The sequence below is a fragment of the Variovorax raffinosi genome (assembly GCF_051216615.1).
Taxonomy (GTDB): Bacteria; Pseudomonadota; Gammaproteobacteria; order Burkholderiales; family Burkholderiaceae_C; genus Variovorax.
Genome location: NZ_JBPJZR010000002.1, coordinates 668,423 through 686,045, shown reverse-complemented (window position 1 = coordinate 686,045; position 17,623 = coordinate 668,423). Strand labels below are relative to the sequence as shown.

Annotated in this window: 11 protein-coding genes; 7 read left to right on the top strand and 4 right to left on the bottom strand. The window is 66.7% G+C overall.

Going from position 1 to position 17,623, the window contains the following annotated elements; translation table 11 throughout:
* Positions 1–10 precede the first annotated feature (10 nt).
* A complete protein-coding gene (apaG, locus tag ACSFB7_RS09180; RefSeq protein WP_435469210.1) occupies positions 11–406 on the bottom strand; it encodes a Co2+/Mg2+ efflux protein ApaG in 396 nt (131 codons plus the stop codon).
* Positions 407–465: 59 nt separating this feature from the next.
* Between apaG and rpe the strand changes: the two genes are divergently transcribed.
* Positions 466–1,158 (top strand): ribulose-phosphate 3-epimerase, encoded by a 693-nt coding sequence (rpe, locus tag ACSFB7_RS09175; protein ID WP_435469208.1) that lies wholly within the window; start codon positions 466–468, stop codon positions 1,156–1,158.
* A 154-nt stretch (positions 1,159–1,312) separates the two neighbouring features.
* Positions 1,313–2,314, top strand: coding sequence for a M14 family metallopeptidase (locus ACSFB7_RS09170; protein ID WP_435469206.1), 1,002 nt, complete (start codon positions 1,313–1,315; stop codon positions 2,312–2,314).
* Positions 2,315–2,478: 164 nt separating this feature from the next.
* Here the strand turns inward: ACSFB7_RS09170 and ACSFB7_RS09165 are convergent, their stop codons facing one another.
* A complete protein-coding gene (locus ACSFB7_RS09165) occupies positions 2,479–3,297 on the bottom strand; it encodes a transglutaminase-like domain-containing protein (RefSeq protein ID WP_435469204.1) in 819 nt (272 codons plus the stop codon).
* Between the two features lie 324 nt (positions 3,298–3,621).
* Here ACSFB7_RS09165 and ACSFB7_RS09160 point away from each other — a divergent pair, with 324 nt between their 5' ends.
* Positions 3,622–3,771 carry a hypothetical protein gene (locus ACSFB7_RS09160; protein WP_435469202.1) on the top strand — a complete coding sequence of 50 codons (150 nt, stop codon included), beginning with the start codon at positions 3,622–3,624 and terminating at the stop codon, positions 3,769–3,771.
* A gap of 32 nt (positions 3,772–3,803) precedes the next feature.
* Positions 3,804–5,990 carry a catalase HPII gene (gene katE, locus ACSFB7_RS09155; RefSeq protein WP_435469200.1) on the top strand — a complete coding sequence of 729 codons (2,187 nt, stop codon included), beginning with the start codon at positions 3,804–3,806 and terminating at the stop codon, positions 5,988–5,990.
* A 67-nt stretch (positions 5,991–6,057) separates the two neighbouring features.
* On the opposite strand, the gene ACSFB7_RS09150 is transcribed toward katE, so the two are convergent.
* Together ACSFB7_RS09150 and ACSFB7_RS09145 are read right to left on the bottom strand one after the other, a co-directional pair.
* On the bottom strand, positions 6,058–6,711 hold the full coding sequence (locus tag ACSFB7_RS09150) for a hypothetical protein (protein ID WP_435469198.1): 654 nt from the start codon (positions 6,709–6,711) through the stop codon (positions 6,058–6,060).
* A complete protein-coding gene (locus ACSFB7_RS09145; protein WP_435469196.1) occupies positions 6,701–7,522 on the bottom strand; it encodes a hypothetical protein in 822 nt (273 codons plus the stop codon). The genes ACSFB7_RS09150 and ACSFB7_RS09145 overlap by 11 nt, the downstream gene beginning before the upstream one ends.
* 495 nt (positions 7,523–8,017) lie before the next feature.
* Between ACSFB7_RS09145 and ACSFB7_RS09140 the strand changes: the two genes are divergently transcribed.
* From ACSFB7_RS09140 to ACSFB7_RS09130, 3 genes are all read left to right on the top strand, one after another.
* A complete protein-coding gene (locus tag ACSFB7_RS09140; RefSeq protein WP_435469194.1) occupies positions 8,018–10,009 on the top strand; it encodes a CHAT domain-containing protein in 1,992 nt (663 codons plus the stop codon).
* A 392-nt stretch (positions 10,010–10,401) separates the two neighbouring features.
* Positions 10,402–12,111 carry a ShlB/FhaC/HecB family hemolysin secretion/activation protein gene (locus ACSFB7_RS09135; RefSeq protein ID WP_435469192.1) on the top strand — a complete coding sequence of 570 codons (1,710 nt, stop codon included), beginning with the start codon at positions 10,402–10,404 and terminating at the stop codon, positions 12,109–12,111.
* A gap of 2 nt (positions 12,112–12,113) precedes the next feature.
* Complete coding sequence (locus tag ACSFB7_RS09130; protein WP_435469190.1) at positions 12,114–17,612, top strand: two-partner secretion domain-containing protein; 5,499 nt, start codon at positions 12,114–12,116, stop codon at positions 17,610–17,612.
* Positions 17,613–17,623 lie beyond the last annotated feature (11 nt).

Below are 17,623 nucleotides of genomic sequence, written 5' to 3'. Positions count from 1 at the left end.
GGCGTCGTGCTCAGTGCAAGACGCGTGAAATTGGGGCGCCGCCAATGTCGGCTTCGAGCACGAACATCGGGACTGGCACATCGAAGCGTTCGCCTTCTTCCGTGACCACGAAGAAGCTGCCGTGCATGGTGCCGCTGGCGGCCTGCAGGCGGCAACCGCTGGTGTAGCGGAAGGATTCGCCGGGTGCCAGCAGCGGCTGCTGGCCGATCACGCCCAGGCCCTTGACCTCCTGCGGATGGCCCGAGGCGTCGTTGATGAGCCAGTGGCGGGCAATGAGCTGGGCGGCCACCGAACCCGTGTTCGTGACGGTGATCGTGTACGAAAAGGTGTAGATGTTGTCCTTGGGAGAGGACTGGTCGGCCAGGTAGCGTGGTTCGACTTGTACGCTGAAGGGGCTGTGTGACATGGGCGCGATGGTAACGGAGCCCTTTCCTCGGACTTGCGCCGGCTGCGAGAATCCCGGGCATGAGCACCCCGTTCCGCATTGCGCCCTCCATCCTGTCCGCCGACTTCGCGCACCTCGGCCAAGAACTGACCGACGTGATCGCGGCCGGTGCCGACTGGATCCATTTCGACGTGATGGACAACCATTACGTGCCGAACCTGACCTTCGGCCCGATGATCTGCCAGGCCCTGAAGCCCTACGCCAAGAAGGCGGACGGCACCCCGGTGCCGGTCGATGTGCACCTGATGATCCAGCCGGTCGACGCATTGGCGGCCTCGTTCGCGCAAGCGGGCGCCGACTACATCAGCTTCCACCCCGATGCCTCGCCCCACGTGCACCGCAGCATCCAGGCCATCAAGCATGCCGGCTGCAAGGCCGGGCTGGTGTTCAACCCGGGCCTGGGGCTGGAGGCGCTGGACTGGGCCATCGACGACATCGACCTCATCCTCATCATGAGCGTGAACCCCGGTTTCGGCGGCCAGAGCTTCATCGACTCGGCCCTGCGCAAGATCGAACTCGCGCGCAAGCGCATCGAGCAGAGCGGTCGCGACATCCGCCTGGAAGTCGACGGCGGCATCAAGGCCGACAACATCGCGCGCGTGGCCTCGGCCGGTGCGGACACTTTCGTGGCTGGCAGCGCGATCTTCAATGCCAAGGACTATGGGACCGTGATTGCCGACATGCGCAAGCAGTTGGCTGGTGTTGGCGCTTAGGGTCTTTTGCGCTTTTGACTTTGGGTGTTCTTGGCGCTGCTGTTCGTTCAGGGCGTCGCACCCGCCCTGAACAGCCGCATCGCCAAAACAAAGGCCGCTACGAAATAAATAGTGCCTTTGCGCGTGGGGAAAGCGCTCCGCAATAATCCTCCGCATGTCTTCCGACCCTTTTGACGGCGCGGCCACCGACAGCCTGCGCATCCATACCTTTGCCTCGCTGAACCCCGGCCCGCGTCTGCTCGTGATCGGGGGCGTGCACGGCGACGAGACCTGCGGCACCGAAGGCATCGAACGCATCCTGGCTGAATTCGACACCGGCATGCTGCAACTGCAGCGCGGCGAGCTGACCCTGGTGCCTGTCGCCAACCCGCTCGCGCGCCGCCGTCTGCAACGCGAGGGCGAGCGCAATCTCAACCGGCTGTTTCGCCCGAGCGAAGAGCCCGCCGACTACGAAGCCCGCATCACCAACCGGCTGGCGCCCGTGATCGCGCGCCACGAGGTGCTGCTCGACCTGCATTCCTTTCAGAGCGAGGGCGAGGCCTTCGCGATGATCGGCCCGCGCGACAACACCGGCACGCTGGAACCCTTCGCCCGCTCGTACGAAGAAGGCCAGCTCGCACTGCACATCGGCACGCCCATCGTGGTGGAAGGCTGGCTCGACATCTACGCGGCCGGCCTTGCGCAGCGCGCGGGCGGTGCGCCGGCCGACGAAGCGGCGATCGACTTCGGCCGCGGCACCAACGAATACATCCGCAGTTGCGGCGGCTACGGCGTCACGCTCGAATGCGGCCAGCATCAAGCCCCACAGGCGCCCGAGGTGGCGTGGCGCGCCATCCGCCGCACGCTCGCGCTGCTGGGCATGGCACCGCTGCCAGCGGGCTTTGCGGGCGCATCTGCCCAGCCGCCCAGGCTGCTGCGCCTGGCGAGCGTGACCGACCGGCTGCACGAGGACGACAGCTTCGTGCGCGACTGGGCCACCTTCGACGAAGTGCAGCGCGGCGAACCCATCGGCATGCGCCACGACGGCACGATGCTGAACGCACCCGACGATGGCTTCATCGTGTTCCCGAACGCGATGGCGCTGCCTGGTGCCGAGTGGTTCTACTTCGCGCGTCCGAGCGAACGCCAGCTTGGGGCGGTGGCTGGCGCGGCCTGAGGCTGCAGCAAACAAACAAATAGCGGCCTGCATTGCTCCCTCCCCCGCTGGGGGAGGGTTGGGGTGGGGGCACGACGGCCTCCCAAAAAGGCGCAGCGCCTGATCGAAGGCCGCCGAGCCCCCATCCCGGCCTTCCCCCGGAAGGGGAAGGAGAAAAACCAGAACTACTGCAGCACTTCTTCCGTCGTCACATCAAACCGCTGCAGCGTGTTCGCCCCAAACACCATCGTGATCGGCACATCAGCCGCATCGCGCCCGCGCGCCATCACCACACGGCCGATGCGCGGCGTGTTGTGGCGCGCATCGAAGGTGTGCCACCGGTTGCCCAGGTACACCTCGAACCACGCGCTGAAGTCCATCGGATAGCGCACCGGCGGAATGCCGATGTCACCCAGGTAACCGGTCACATAGCGCGCCGGAATGTTCATGCAGCGGCACAGCGTGATCGCCAGGTGCGCGAAGTCGCGGCACACGCCTGTGCCTTCGCGATAACCCTCGAGCGCGGTGCGCGTGGCGCGCGCGTTCTGGTAGTCGAAGCGCAGGTGCCGGTGCACGAAGTCGCAGATCGCCTGCACGCGCGACCAGCCCGGCGTGACGTTCGAGAAGTTCGCCCAGGCGAACTGCAGCAATTCGCCGTCGACCTCGCAGTAGCGGCTGGGCAGAACGAACGGCAAGGTCGACACCGGCAGGTCGGCCGCCGCATGCTCGATGGCGCCCAGGTCCACTGGGTCTGGCCAGCCGGTGTCGTACACCACCGCATGGTTGCGCAGCCGCACGCTGCTCACGCCCAAAGGCACGTGCACCCGCGCGCAGTGGTTGTCGAAGTTGTCCCGGTAGTGGTCGGTCAGCAGCGGCGGGCTGATGGTGATGTGCTCGCTGCCTTGCAGGTCGGCCGTGCGCGACGGATGCACCTGCAGCATGTAGATCAACGCCGTGGGGGCGGTGACGCCGAGTTCGATGTCGAAACCGATCCTGATCTGCATGGCGTTCTTTCTTTCTTCCCTGGGTGATCCGGGTGATTGCGCCCGGTGCGCGAGACACGGTGAAGACAGCAAGCACGATTGATGCCGTCTTGCGGCCATGCTATGCGAGACGCCCGTGCGCGTCGCGCGGCCAGGACGCCCGAAGCCGCGTAGGCCGCCGCGATGCGCTGTCGGCGCGCTCCTACCGCGCAGCCGCTTGTTCTCCCACAGAGGGGGGAGGGCGGCCACTACGGGTGGCGGCCCGCGCGAAACATAACCTTGCATTTCGCTTGCATCCGCCACCACCGCGCGCCAGTGCGTCTGTCTGCTTCCTTGGAGGGAATCATGGAGATCTCATCGCTTTTCGACTCGCTCACCTCCGCATGGGGTGACGAGATCCTTGTCTGGGCCGTTGCCGCCGTTGCGGGTTGCATCTGCCTGGTCGCGTTGGTGAATGTGCTGGACATGTTCCTCGACAGCAACGAAGCGGGCTGAGCGCCCACCCCATGAAAGATTCCAGGTCCACGATGACGCCACAGAACAAGGCCGCCGCAGGCCGCCGCGCCAGCACCAAGGCGGGGGACGGCAGCAACGCCAAGCAGCAGCAGCTCGAGGGCTTCACCGTCGAACATCCCTCGACCCTGACCACCAACCAGGGCCTGCAGATTCCGGACAACCACAACTCGCTCAAGGCCGGCGTGCGCGGGCCCACGCTGCTCGAAGACTTCATCCTGCGCGAGAAGATCACGCACTTCGACCACGAGCGCATTCCCGAACGCGCCGTGCATGCGCGTGGCTCTGCGGCGCATGGCTACTTCCAGGTCTACAAGTCGATGTCGCAGTTCACCTGCGCCGACTTTCTGCAGGACCCGGACGCGAAGACGCCCGTTTTCGTGCGCTTCTCGACCGTGGCCGGCTCGCGCGGATCCGCCGATACGGTGCGCGACGTGCGCGGCTTCGCCGTCAAGTTCTACACCCGCGAAGGCAACTACGACCTCGTGGGCAACAACATCCCGGTGTTCTTCATCCAGGACGCGATGAAGTTCCCCGACCTCATCCACGCCGTGAAGCCCGAGCCGCACCACGAGATGCCGCAGGCCGCGAGCGCGCACGACACCTTCTGGGACTTCGCTTCACTGATGCCCGAGAGCACCCACATGCTGATGTGGGCCATGAGCGACCGCGCCATTCCGCGCAGCCTGCGCATGATGGAAGGCTTTGGCGTCCACACCTTCCGCTTCATCAACGGCCGCGGCGAAAGCCACTTCGTGAAGTTCCACTGGAAGCCCAAGCTCGGCATCCACGGGCTGGTGTGGGACGAAGCACAGAAGATTGCCGGCAAGGACGCCGACTTTCATCGCCGCGACCTGTGGGAAGCGATCGAGAACGGCGACTTCCCTGAATGGGAGCTCGGCGTGCAGATCATTCCGCAGGACAAGGAGCATTCGCTCGGCTTCGACCTGCTCGACCCCACCAAGCTCATTCCCGAGGAAATGGTGCCCGTGCAGAAGATCGGCAAGCTGGTGCTCAACCGCAACCCCGACAACTTCTTCGCCGAGACCGAGCAGGTGGCCTTTCACCCCGGCCACGTGGTGCCCGGCATCGACTTCAGCAACGACCCGCTGCTGCAGGGGCGTCTGTTCTCGTACACAGACACGCAGATCTCGCGCCTGGGCGGCGCCAACTTTCACGAACTGCCGATCAACAAGGCCGTGTGCCCGTTCCACAACATGCAGCGCGACGGCATGCACCGCCAGACCATTGCGCGCGGCCAGGTGGCTTATGAGCCCAACACGCTGGGCAGCGGCGGCGCCGAGTTCCGTGTCGATGGCGGCAGCAACGGTTTTCAGTCGTTTCCCGAAGAGATCGATCCACCGAAGGTGCGCAGGCGCAGCCCTTCATTCGACGATCACTTCACGCAGGCACGCCTGTTCTTCAACAGCCAGAGCGCGGCCGAGAAGGAACACATCGTCGCGGCCTTCCGCTTCGAGCTGTCCAAGCTCGAAGTGCCCGCGATCCGTCAGCGCATGGTCGACAACCTTGCGCACGTCGACGAGAAACTCGCGCGCCGCGTGGCCGAGCCGCTGGGCATCGGCGAGCCCGATGCCAAGGCGGCAGCCGGTCGCGCGGGCTTTCGCGACCACCGTATCGCGCTGCCGATCGACGAGTCACCGGCGCTGAGCATGGCCGACACCGGCGATGGCTCCATCCGCACACGCAAGGTCGCGATCCTCGTGGCCGATGGCGTCGACTCGGCCTCGCTCAAGCCGATCCGCGATGCACTCGAACAGGCGGGCGCGCAATGCAAGGTGGTGGGCCCGAAGCTCGGCACCGTGGCCAGCGCGTCCAAGCGGCAGATCGATGTCGACATGACTTTTGCCAACACGCCGTCGGTGATGTTCGACGCGGTGCTGGTGCCTGCGGGCAGCGACAGCGCCACGGCACTCGCGGGCATCGGCGATGCGGTGCACTTTGTGCTGGAGGCGTACAAGCATTGCAAGGCGATCTGCACGGTGGGCGAGGGCGTGCAGTTGTTGTCCACGCTGGGCATTGCGGCGGACGCCGATGCGCCCGCGGGTGTCGTGGTTGCGGCCACGCCGGTGACCAACCTGGGTGACGCGACGGCAGCGACGCAGATTGCGAATGACTTCATTGCTGCGATTGCGAGGCATCGGCATTGGGATCGGGTGAATATCGATGCGGTGCCGGCGTGAGGGTTTGGGATGCGCCGGCTGCAGAGGCTTCCTGCCCGGCTCTTGTTCGAGGTAGTTGACTGCGCTTCTAGTCGTTGCGCGTCTTGATCTGCTCGGGGGTCAGGTACATCCGGCGGATCTGAATATCACTGAGCCTTGCGGCGGTCCAGGGGTCTTTGTCGGGGCCGTTCAAGTAGGTGAGTCTGACCTCAATATCAAAATCTTCCTGGGGCTGCTTCAGTGGTGAATACAAGAATGAGCCGCCGTTGAAATCTGGCAGCCCTTCGAGATTTGCCCCCTCCCACACCAGATTTCCCCCAGTCGTTGTCCACCCGCGTACGACCTTGAGTTCCAGCAATTTCTCCAGGCGTTCGCGCGAGATGTTCATTTCGGGACGGAAATCGATCTGGAACCACACTGGCTCGAAGCCCGTGCTCCCATCCCGCTTCGGGATTGTGCTCACGTCGATGCCGGTCCACTTATTCAAGAAACTCGAATCAAAATCGAACCTGGCGATGGTTTCCGGCTTCAGTCCCATGCCGGTGCGGATGACGGGGAGTAATCGCTTCAGACTGTCGAACTCGGCCTCACCGCGAATCACCTTCATGGCCGCGCCAATGAACTCGATGGTCTGTTCGCGCTGCGCATCGGTGTAGCGAAAGTTGTCATAGGCAGCCTGGGCTCTCTGGGCTTCGACCTTGTAAGCCTCGCGCTGGGTCTTCTTCTCGGCTTCAGTTTGCATGACTGGCTGCTCCTGAGGCGCTGTTCCCCCGAGCCTGGATGGCGTAGCGGAGAGCAGTTGTGCAAAAGCCGGGTTCAGGCAACTGGTTGTCAGGATTACCGCTCCAAAGGCGCTTGACCAACTCGTCGCACGCGAAGCTGTCTTCTTCCCAGAGCTGCATGCGGTAGCCAGTGCCGCCTCCCTCGGCTTTGGCCATCGCATCCACGTCGATGGACAGGCCGCCGAGGCCCACGCTTTCAAGGAGGTCATAGGCGGCCTTTCGTGCCAGGGGAAGTTCGGTTGGAAGAATGTCAGCGAATTCGAAGAGCTTGTCTGGGTCGCGTTTGACATTCGCCTCGACGCGCCTCAGCTGCCAGTAGTACATGCCGACAACCATGCGATGCAGTCCGGCTCGGGCGCTGGCGCTGTTGCCGCCTTCGCTCGTGAGCGTTCTGGATCGAAAGCCGCTGAGCGCCGACTGGCCCGGCAGCGCCCAGGGCGGCTGGTTGGCCTGGTTGTGAACCCTTCCTGTGCACAGCGGCAGGTCCGGGTCGCCCCACATGCCGGCATCGGTGATCAGGGCGTTGATCTGGCGGGCAGAGCCCCCATCGAGTTCGATCGAGCAAGCGATCTCCCGGCCGATGAATCCATCCAGATCGAAGTCGGCCGCACCCGAGGCGCCGAGGTTCAATGCATCCGGGGTCTTGAGGAGAAGCTCGTAGGCAAAGAGGCTGTCGAGCCCCTCGTGCCCTGACAACCGCACGGGCTCCAGCGCGGGCAGTCCAAGAACAAGAGGGATCGCGGGGGAGCGAACTGAGAGTGTGCGCGGCATCGACATCTTCCGTGACAGGAGAAGAAGTCGCGCAGTCTGCGGGCGCTACACAGCCAACACTGCAAACAATGGTCACCCAGCCCTGCGCATGGGACGCGCACCTCGAATTCAACGCGCAATGTGTGACGTACTCGACATCGAAAAATCAACGAGCCCGATCAGTCCGGTAGTCCTTTTGCGCTAGACCGTATTGCGAATAGGCGCGGCCACAGCCCGCTCCTAGACTTTCCCCACGAGGCCTGAACGGCGCGCACTTTCGCCGCGTCGACCGCCCGCTTCCGGCGGGCGCATGGGCCGCGCGCGGGGGATCCAATGGCGTGGATATCGAGATGGGGGTGGAGACGCCCTGCACGTCATCGTGCGGGGATCGCAACGGCACTCGGGCTTGCAGGCGTTCTTCTCCTGGGCTTCGGTCCTTCGGCGACGGCGCAGCAGCCGCAGAAGCAACAGCCACAGCAACAACAGGCATCGGGTGCCGAAGCCGCCGCCGACCGCATGGAGCAGGCGCGTCTGGCCGACACCGACACCTTGCTGGCACTGACCAGCGAAGGTGCCGTGCTCTACGGGCAGGACGCGGTCAAGCTCTCGGGCTACCAGTACTGCAGCCAGGCCGTCGCACTGGCCGAGGCCGGCGAGTTTCGCCAGAGCGTGCGTGCCGCCAGCAAGGCGCTGCACCTGGCCAACGCCACCAACGATCCGAACCTGATGGCGATGGCCAATCGCGATCTCGCCATCGTCTACAGCTATTCGGGCCAGCTCGAAAAAGCGGAAGAGTTTGCACGCGAAGCGCTCAAGCATCCGGCGCGCGACCCCAAGCTGGTCGTCGGCCCGGTGCAGAAAGTGATCGGCGACGTGCGCACGCGGCGCGGCGATTTCTCCGGCGCCGTGCTCAGCTATGACGAAGCACTGGCCAACAGTTCGTCGCGTTATGCGCCGCTGGTGCAGGCCTCGCTGGTCAATGCGCTGATCGAATCGGGCGATGCGGTGCGCGCACGCGAAGTGCTCGGCACCATGGCGCCGCCCAAGGACGCACCGCTCACCGCGCAGCTCGACCGCACCCGCGCGCGCCTGCTGCTGGCCGAGAACAAGCCAGCCGAAGCCCGCGATGCGTACCGCGCGCTCACCGCGCGCCAGGTCGGCGTCGACACCGAGTACTACCGTCTCTGGGCCTGGGACGGCGTGGCGCGCAGCGAACTCGCGCTCGGCCAGAAACAGGCCGCGGCCGAAGCGGTGGGCCGTGCGCTCGGCGACGTCGACAAGGTGCGCGCCAAGTTCCGCAGCGAAGAATTCAAGATGGGCCTGTTCTCGGACCTGCAGACGGTGTTCGAGCGCGGCGTGTCGATCTACAGCGACGCGGGCGATGCGCGCGAGGCCTTCGAGGTCAGCGAGCACAGCCGCTCGCGCGCGCTGCTCGACGCGGTGCGCGGCCGCGCGAAGATCAACGACCAGGCCGCCAACACCGTCGACCTTGCCGCGCTGCAGCGCACGCTGGCGCCCGACGAGCGCGTGGTGCAGTTCCATTCGCTGCCCGACCGGCTGGTGGTGTGGCTCGTCAGTTCGAGCAGCATCACCGAGAAGACGGTGGCAGTGAAGCGCGACGATCTCAACGAGCTGGTCGAGACTTTTCGCAACTCCATCGTGCGCGGCCGTCGCACGGCCATCACCAACGCCGACAAGCTGGGCGCCGCGTTGCTCGGTCCGCTGGGCCTGTCACCGGGCCAGCGGCTGATCGTCGTGCCGCACGGCCCGTTGCACTACCTGCCGTTCCAGGCGCTGCGCCTGGACGGCCGTTATGTGATCGAGACGCACCCGGTGTCGGTGGCGCCGTCCATCAGCATCGCCGTTCAACTGGCGCAGCGCACGCCGCGCGTGAGCGCATCGCTGGTGGCCTTCGGCAATCCGCGCATCGAAGACAAGTACGACCTGCCCGGTGCCGAGTCCGAGGTGAAACAGCTCGCGCAACTGTTCCCGCGCAACACCGTCTACATGGGCGCAGCCGCCACCAAGACGCAGTTCCGCGACGTGGCCTCGCGCTCGCCGCTGATGCACGTGGCGGCGCATGCGGAGGCCGATGCGGTCGACCCGTTGTACTCGCGCATCCTGCTGGCCAATGAAGGCGGCAAGCAGAATTTTCTGGAAGCGCACGAGATCCTCGAAATGCCGATGGACGGCACGGCGCTGGTCACCTTGTCGGCTTGCGAATCGGGGCTGGGGCGCATCGCGCAGGGCGACGAGGTGCTGGGCTTCACGCGTTCCTTTCTCTCGGCCGGCAGCTCCAGCCTGATCGCGTCATTGTGGCCGGTGTCGGACGACGCGACGGCCGTTCTCATGAGCACGCTCTATGGCGAGCTGGCCAAGGGTCGTGACATCCAGAAGGCCATGCAGGCCGGGCAGCTCGCCGTGTTGAAGGACCCCAAGATGTCTCACCCCTTCTTCTGGGCGCCGTTCAACCTGATCGGCAACTGGCGCCTCACTGTCGGGAGTTGAAATGTTGGCCACTCGGATGGAAACCTTCTCTTTGGCTCTTTGTGTCTTGTTTGAAGAGCGTCGTTCTGAGCGCTGCTGTTCTTCAGGGCGACGCTCACGCCGACACGGTGCTCTTTTTCGCGAATGTCCCCCGCTTCGCTCCTCCTTGATTTCGCGAAAAAGAGCCCCGTATCGACGCGAGCGTTGGACAGAGCAGTCGTTGATCGCGAGATCACCGGCAGCGTGCCCTGTGCGAATGACACCAGGTGCTCCCCGCAGCGAAATAAAGGAGGAGCGAAGCGGGGGACATTCGCGGAGGGGAGCACCTGGTGTCATTCGCACCCGCCCTGAACAGCAGCGCCAAGAAAAACAGCAAAAACAACCCGCAGCACAACGCGCGGCGGAGCACTGAAATGCGCGCTCTCCAACGGCCCAACCCCATCGCCCTTGCAGTAACCGCCCTGGTCGGCGCCACGTTGCTCGTCGCCGCCCAACGCACCCACGCGGCCGACGCCGACACCAACACGCTGCTGCTGACACAAGACCCCTGCGGCACCTGCGACCGGCCACTCGCACAAGCCACCGGTGCCGTCGCACCGCAGAGCCTGCCCGCGCCACCGCGCCCCCCAGGCACATCGTTCAAGCTCAACGACCTGCGGCTCAACGGCGTCAAGGCGCTGAGCAACGAAGAGCTGCAATCCATCACCGCCCCCTACATCGGCCGCGACGTCACGCTCGGCGACCTCGAAGAACTCGCCAAGGCCATCACCGCACGCTACAAGGAACGCGGCTACTTCCTCGCGCAAGCCGTGGTGCCCGTGCAGACCGTGCGCGACGGTATCGTCGAGATCAGCGTCATCGAAGGCAGCCTCGGCAAGGTCGACGTGGTGGTGGCTCCCGATGCACCCATCAGCGAGGCGCGCGTGCGCGGTTTTCTCGCACCGCTGCAACCCGGCGAAGCAGTGAGCGCGCCCGCCTACGAACGCGCGATGCTGCTGCTGTCCGACCAGCCCGGCATCAAGGTGTCATCTGGCCTGCAGGAAGGAACGCAGGCCGGCACCACCGACCTGTCCGTCGAAGTGGCGGCCGCACCGCGCTGGGCCTTCACGGCCGAGGGCGACAACCAGGGCACCAAGGAATCGGGCCGCTACCGCGTGGGCGGCACCGCGCGCTGGCTCAGCCCCTTCGGCATCGGCGACAACCTCGACATGCGCGTCATGGTGTCCAACAGCAATGCGCTGCAGTTCGGCCGCATCGCGTACGAAGCGCCCATCGGCACCAGCGGCCTGCGCGCGGGCATCGGCATCTCGCGCGTGAGCTACGAGCTGGGCGGACAGTTCGTCGACCTCGAAGCGCGCGGCCGCGCCAACGTGCTCGACTTCTCGCTCAACTACCCGCTGATTCGCCAGCGGCAGCAGAACCTGTTTCTGCGCCTGGGCATCGACGTGAAAGACCTGACCGACGAACTGCGCGCAGCCGACTTCACCTCGAAGAAGCGCGTGCACGGCCTCAGCGTGGGCTGGACGTGGGAGCGCCGCGACGAGCTTCTGGGCGGCGGCTACTGGGCCAGCTCGGGCACGCTGTACCACGGCAACCTGTCGATCAAGGACAGCGAGAGCCGCGAGTTCGACCAGAGCATCACGGGCCACCGCACCGAAGGCGGCTTCACCAAGCTCAGTTTCCAGTTGTCGCGCCTGCAGGCCATCGTGCCGCGCCATTCGCTGTACCTTTCGCTCGGCGGCCAATGGGCCAGCAAAAATCTCGACGCATCGGAAAAGCTCGCGCTGGGCGGCGCGCGCGCCGTGCGTGCCTACCCCTCGGGCGAACTGCTGGTCGACCAGGGCCTGATCGGCACGGCCGAATGGCGCTGGTCGCTCAACGAAGAACTCACGCCCTTCCTGTTCTACGACGCGGCGCGCGGAAAGATCGTGCGCAACCCGACGCCCTACGACGGCATCAACAGCCACAGCCTGCGCGGCTACGGCGTGGGCCTGAGCTGGTCGCGGCCCGGCAATTTCTCGATCAACGCGACGCTGGCCTGGCGCGCGGGAACACCGGCGGCGCAGGCCGACGGCGGTGGCCGCAACCCACGGCTGTACGTGCAGCTCATCAAGGCGTTCTGACCATGAAGCAACGCAACCTTTCCCGTCAACGGCCGCTGCATGGCCTTGCGCTGCGGCCTCTTGCGCTGTCGCTGGTGTGTGCCGGCCTCGGCCCGGCCATGGCGGATGTGACGATGCCCGGTGGCTTCACCACGCCGATGAACAGCGGGGTCACGATGTCGCAGATCGGCGCGCTGATGACCATCAACCAGCAGTTCCAGCGCGGCATCGCCAATTGGCAGACCTTCTCGATCGGCGCGGGCGGCACGGTCAACATCGTGCAGCCGAGCACTCGCGCCGTGCTGCTCAACCGCGTGGTGGGCGATGGCTTCACCATCCAGGCGTCGCGCATCGACGGCACGCTGAAGACATCGCTCTTGGGCAGTCCGGGTCTGCCGGGCGGCAGCGTGTTCCTCATCAACCCGAGCGGCATTGTGTTCGGCAGCGGATCGTCGGTGAACGTGGGCGGGCTGGTGGCGTCGACCCTGAAGATCGACGACAGCAATTTCATACCGGCGGGCATGCAGGACAGGCCGCTCGGCAAGGGCGACCAGTTCGTCTTCATGGGGCCGGCGAACAGCGTGGCACAGGTGAAGGTGGAAAGCGGCGCGACGATCATCGCATCGCCGGGCGGCACGGTGGCGCTGGTCGGCGGCTCGGTGCGCAACGAAGGCAACATCGATGTCGCGCGCGGCTCGGTGGGCCTGGTGTCGGCCAGCAAGCTCACGATGAATCTGGACTTCGACGGCGACGGGCTCACGACCTTCACGGTGCCGGTGGACGGGCGGACCACCTTCAAGCTGGCGGACCTGCAGGCCAGCGACCCGACGGCGACAGCACAGCTCATGAACGTGGGGAGCATCGACAAGAGCAACAACAACAAGCAGTGGGGCGTTGTTTCGGCCGATGGCGGGCGCGTGGTGCTGATGGCCGCCGCGGCGGATGTCGATGCGCGGCATCTGGTCGTGAGCCAGACCGGCGTGATCCAGGCGAGATCGCTGTCCTCGCGCAACGGCGAGATCGTGCTCGACGCGGGCCAGTCGAAGGCGCGCTCCAACGAGATGCTGCTCGGCGGGAAACTGGATGCGAGCGGCACCGACGCAGGCGTGGCCGGCGGCAGCATCACCGCGCAGGCCGACTATGTGCGCCTGACCGGCACTGCCGATGCCGGCGGCAGCCAGGGCGGCAAGATCCAGGTGACAGGCGTCAATGCGGTGAGCATGTCGCCCGACGCGGTGTGGAGCGCGAACGCCACAGGCGCAAATGGCGTGAACGGCGCCGGCGGCACGGTCGGCCTCAGCGCCGACTTCGTGCATGTCTCGGGCCAGCTCCAGGCGCGCGGCGCGGGCAGCGGCGCCGGCGGCACCATCACCACGAGTGCGCGGCAGCTCGAGATCAGCAATGCGGCGAGGATCGACGCGGCGGGCGGCGCTACGGGCGCCAACGGCGTCTGGGTCGCCGATGCCATCGGCACGCTCAACGTGGACAGCACCACGCCGGCCTACGACCCGTCGAGCTACGCGCAGAACACGGCGGACACGCGCGTGAGCACCGGCGCCATCGGCTACGCGCTGGGCCACGCGACCGACGTCACCTTGCGCAACAGCGCCCCCCCCAATGACGGCCGCGCGCCCGACGTGGTCTTCGAGGACGGCACCCGCATCGTGAAGTCCGAAGGGCGCGACGCGCGGCTCACGGTCGATTCGCTGCGCAACATCCGGATGCTCTCGGGATCGTCGATCCAGTCGAATGCCGGCGCGCTGCATGTGGACTTCGACGCCAATGCGGACAAGGGCGAGGCCGGCGGCGCGATCGTCCTGTCGGGCGCGAACATCGCCACCAACGGCGGCAACATCCGCTTCTACGGACAGCGCGACGCGGTCGCGGGGTATGCGGTCGGCGGCACGGCCGACTCGGACGGCGGCCCGCAAGTCGCGCTGGCGGGCGTCACGCTCTCCGACAGTCATCTCTCCACCTGCGCGATGGCATCGGGCTCCTGCGGCGGCACCGGCGCCATCAGCCTGCGCGGGCAGGGCACCAGCAGCTCCGCCAGCGGCGACCCCGCCTACTACGTGAGCGCGGGCGGCGTGCTCATTGCGGGCGGCAGCCTGACCACGGGCGCCGGCAACATCGCCATCACGGGGCAGGGCGCCATCGGTGCGGCCGGCGTGGAAATGCGCGCCACCGACAGTGGCGGCACGGCGCTGAGCACCGGCACGGGCGACGTGTCGGTGGTCGGCAGCTCGCGCAACTGGACGGCGAGCGATCCCGCCGCGGTCTATGCGAGCGAAGTCACGCCCAACGACAGCGTCGGCGCGCCCACCGTGGTGACGGGGCTCAACACCGGCGTGTCGCTGACCGGCACGGTCATCGTGGCGGGCGAGCGCGTCGGCATCGACGGCACGGGCGGCAACCTGCAGGATCTTTCCGCGGACGCCGGCTTCGTTCGCGCGGCGAGCCTAGCCAACAACGGCAACGGCGTGAGCTATGGCTCGGGCGACGGGGTGGCCATCTTTGGGGGCAACATCGTGGCCGGCAAGGGCCAGCAGGTGTCGGTCGCTGGCACCGCCGGCGGCAAGAGCTTCCAGGTGAACGGGCAGGGCGCCGTGGTGCCGGGCGCGTCCGACCCCAGTGCCGTGACGATCAGCGTCGGGGGCGACGGTGGCATCCGTGCCGAAGGCGGCCGGATCGCCATTGACGGCCGCGGCGGCGACGTGTCCGTGACGCGCGGTTTCGGCAACAGCGACTTTCCGTTGCCGGTGAGCACCGCGATGCTCGACGTATCGAGCGGCACCGGGGCAGGCGGCACGGTCGCGATCACCGGACGCAACGTGCTGGTCGACGACGTCTATACCGTTCCCACCATCGACGCGAGCGGCGCGAGCAAGGCCGGCACCATCGACATCAACGCCACCAACGTGATCGCCATCGGCGCCCAGGCTGGCCTGGCCGCCAATGCCAGCTCGGCCACGGGCGACGGCGGCTCCGTGCGCGTGATTGCGGGCGACACGCTGCGCGCCTTCGGCAGCCTGTCGGCGCGCGGCGGCAGCGCGGGTGGCAACGGCGGCTTCATCGAAACCTCGGCGCCGCACTTCGACCTGTCGGGTCTGCGCGTCGATGCATCGGCGCCGGTGGGCGCCGCGGGTACCTGGTTGATCGACCCCTTCGACGTCACCATCGCGCATGGCAACGGGCCGGGTTCGTTGCCCACCAACCCCTTTGTTCCGGTGATGAACTCGACCATCCAGGACGGCGACATCAACGCGGCGCTCGACAAGGGCACCAGCGTGACCATCACCACCGGCACCGCGGGCACGAGCCCGGGCAACATCAACTTCGACAGCGGCGTCGTGGTCGAGCGCACCGTCGGCACCACGCCGGTCACGTTCCGGCTCGATGCCAACAACGGCATCGGCCAGAACCCGCCGCCGTGCCCCAGCTTCCCGTGCAGCCCGTTCGTGCCGACGGTCATCCGGTCGACCACGGGCCCGCTCGACGTGGTCTTCAACGCCAAGGGCGTCGGCGGTGGCTTCGGCAACGGCATCGTGTACAGCGGGCAGATCCTGACCGACGGCGGCAACGTCACGATGAATGCCGACGCCACCAGCACGGGCAACCGCGCCATCCAGCTGAACAACACGACGATCGACACGCGCATCACCGCGCTGGGCGATGCGGGCCCCGGCGGCTTCGTGCAGATCACCGGCAAGCGCGGGGTGCCCACCTTCTCGACCACCGGCGCGACGGTCGAGTTCAACGGCGTCAACATCCAGAGCAGCACGGGCAACGTGGCCATCTCGGGCATCGGCGTGCAGGGCCCGGGCGTGCGCATCGCCGACGGCACGGCACGGAGCCAGATCCTCACGACCAGTGGCGACATCCAGATCGTCGGCGTCGGCAGTGCGCCGACGACCAGCTTCGGCACGACGACCGTGCAGAGCGTCGAGCTGAACGACGCGCTGGTGCGCAGCGTCGACGGCAACATCGCCATTCGCGGGCTCGCAACGGCCGGCCCCGCCGGCGACACCTCGGGCGGCGTGCTGATCGCCAACAACGCGCTGGTCACGACGCTCGGCGTGGGCAGCATCGACATCGCCGGCGAATCGCAGTCGGGCGGCGCGGGCGTCACCATCGCACCAACGGCACGCGTCGACGGCAACCGCAATGTGGTGCTGCGTGCCAGCAACGGCGGCGCGGTCGATGCACTGGTGATCGGCGGCACGGTGCGCGCGGGCAACGTGCTCGACCTGCGCCCCGGCGGCGTGGATGCCACGGGCAACGCGGTGGACCGCACGGCCAATCCCATCACGCTCGGCGGCACGGCGGCCACGGGCTTCGCGGTGTCGGCGGACGAGTTCACGCGGCTCAATGCGTCCACCATCGTGGCCGGCAGCAACGCGCACGCGGCGGACATCAACGTCGTCGGCCCGCTGTCGCTGTCTTCGGCGCTCACGTTGGAGAACGGTGGCGGCGGCAACATCAACCTGGGCGGCGCGGTCACGGTGCCGAAGCTCGGCCTGCTCTCGCGCGGCAACATCACGCAGGCCGCCAATGCACCGATCACGGCCACCACGCTGATGGCGCGCTCCACCGGTGGCAGCGTGCTGCTCGACCAGGCGCCGAACAACGTCAGCGCGGCCACGGTCGGCGGCGGTGCGGCCGGGGCCTTCCGCTATGTCGATGTCGATACGGTGCAACTGGGGTCGGTCTCGGTCGTCGGATTCGATGCGGCCGGCAATGCGCCGCAGGTGGAGGCGGCCACCTCGATGGCGGCCGACACGGTGTTCGTGCGCACGCTGACCGGCGACCTGCTGCTGGGCACCAACGTGAGCAGCACGAACGGCACGGACCTCGTGGCGGCTTCGCGTTTCCAGAACCTCGGCGCCTACACGATCGGCGGCGCGCCGTGGCGCGTGTGGGCTGACACCTGGGTCGGCGAAACGCGCGGCGGTTTGCTGGGTTCGGGGCTGTATCCCAACCTGTACCACTGCGCCTACTCGGGCCTGTGTTCGGTGAACATTCCCGCAGGTGCCAACCACTTCATCTACGCGCAGCAGCCAACGGCCACGGTGGTCATCGGCAATGTGAGCCGGCCATTCGGTTATCCGAACCCGCTGTTCAGCTACGGCATCGGTGGGTTGATCCTTGGCGACACGGGTGCGGGCTTCTTCGGCATCGTTGGTTCGCCAGCGGTGCAGTCGAGCCCGCAGGGTGTGTACCCGATCAACGGTGTCTTTACGTCGGCCGAGGGCTATGCGGTCAACGTGGTGCCGGGCAATCTGCTCGTCGCGGGGTTGCCCAACCTGCCGCGCCCCGATGTTCTGCGGGACCTGCCGAGCACCTGGCTGTACGACCGCAACATCGGGCCGCCGCCGATCTGCTTTGCGACTGGGCCGTTGGAAGGCGACCGCGCGGCGCAAGGGGGCGATGTGCTTGCGCGCGAGTGGTCGCGTGTGCGCTCGCGGCCTAATCTTTCGAGTTGCGTGGATACCGAGAAGCGCAACGGGTGCTCGGACTTCTGAGGTTTTCTGCG

Bases quoted from the DNA above. Each gene is read 5' to 3' on its own strand.
- apaG (WP_435469210.1), bottom strand. From the start codon at position 406: ATGTCACACAGCCCCTTCAGCGTACAAGTCGAACCACGCTACCTGGCC.
- rpe (WP_435469208.1), top strand. From the start codon at position 466: ATGAGCACCCCGTTCCGCATTGCGCCCTCCATCCTGTCCGCCGACTTC.
- ACSFB7_RS09170 (WP_435469206.1), top strand. From the start codon at position 1,313: ATGTCTTCCGACCCTTTTGACGGCGCGGCCACCGACAGCCTGCGCATC.
- ACSFB7_RS09165 (WP_435469204.1), bottom strand. From the start codon at position 3,297: ATGCAGATCAGGATCGGTTTCGACATCGAACTCGGCGTCACCGCCCCC.
- ACSFB7_RS09160 (WP_435469202.1), top strand. From the start codon at position 3,622: ATGGAGATCTCATCGCTTTTCGACTCGCTCACCTCCGCATGGGGTGAC.
- katE (WP_435469200.1), top strand. From the start codon at position 3,804: ATGACGCCACAGAACAAGGCCGCCGCAGGCCGCCGCGCCAGCACCAAG.
- ACSFB7_RS09150 (WP_435469198.1), bottom strand. From the start codon at position 6,711: ATGCAAACTGAAGCCGAGAAGAAGACCCAGCGCGAGGCTTACAAGGTC.
- ACSFB7_RS09145 (WP_435469196.1), bottom strand. From the start codon at position 7,522: ATGCCGCGCACACTCTCAGTTCGCTCCCCCGCGATCCCTCTTGTTCTT.
- ACSFB7_RS09140 (WP_435469194.1), top strand. From the start codon at position 8,018: ATGGAGCAGGCGCGTCTGGCCGACACCGACACCTTGCTGGCACTGACC.
- ACSFB7_RS09135 (WP_435469192.1), top strand. From the start codon at position 10,402: ATGCGCGCTCTCCAACGGCCCAACCCCATCGCCCTTGCAGTAACCGCC.
- ACSFB7_RS09130 (WP_435469190.1), top strand. From the start codon at position 12,114: ATGAAGCAACGCAACCTTTCCCGTCAACGGCCGCTGCATGGCCTTGCG.